Genomic DNA, 946 nt, shown 5'->3' on the forward strand with positions numbered 1-946 from the left:
AACATCTAAGTACCCCGAGGAAAAGAAATCAACCGAGATTCCGAAAGTAGCGGCGAGCGAAATTGGACTAGCCCTTAAGCTTTACACGCGTTAGACGAACGGTCTGGAAAGTCCGACGATACAGGGTGATAGTCCCGTAGTTGACGACGTGTGTTCAGTGAAATCGAGTAGGGCGGGACACGTGATATCCTGTCTGAATATGGGGGGACCATCCTCCAAGGCTAAATACTACTGACTGACCGATAGTGAACCAGTACCGTGAGGGAAAGGCGAAAAGAACCCCTGTGAGGGGAGTGAAATAGAACCTGAAACCGTGTACGTACAAGCAGTAGGAGCAGGCTTGTCCTGTGACTGCGTACCTTTTGTATAATGGGTCAGCGACTTATATTCAGTGGCAAGGTTAACCATCTAGGGGAGCCGTAGGGAAACCGAGTCTTAACTGGGCGTTCAGTCTCTGGATATAGACCCGAAACCAGGTGATCTAGCCATGGGCAGGTTGAAGGTTGAGTAACATCAACTGGAGGACCGAACCGACTAATGTTGAAAAATTAGCGGATGACTTGTGGCTAGGGGTGAAAGGCCAATCAAACCTGGAGATAGCTGGTTCTCCCCGAAAGCTATTTAGGTAGCGCCTCGGACGAATACTACTGGGGGTAGAGCACTGTTAAGGCTAGGGGGTCATCCCGACTTACCAACCCTTTGCAAACTCCGAATACCAGTAAGTACTATCCGGGAGACACACGGCGGGTGCTAACGTCCGTCGTGGAGAGGGAAACAACCCAGACCGCCAGCTAAGGTCCCAAATTACTACTAAGTGGGAAACGATGTGGGAAGGCTCAGACAGCCAGGATGTTGGCTTAGAAGCAGCCATCATTTAAAGAAAGCGTAATAGCTCACTGGTCGAGTCGGCCTGCGCGGAAGATGTAACGGGGCTAAGTAGTAAACC

Annotated in this window: 1 rRNA gene; it reads left to right on the forward strand. The window is 50.5% G+C overall.

The features are described from left to right. A 23S ribosomal RNA gene (locus ACF8EG_RS00020) occupies window positions 1-946 on the forward strand; the annotation flags it as partial.

It is taken from the genome of Vibrio sp. YQ_11 (genome assembly GCF_043103065.1).
GTDB lineage: Bacteria > Pseudomonadota > Gammaproteobacteria > Enterobacterales > Vibrionaceae > Vibrio > Vibrio parahaemolyticus.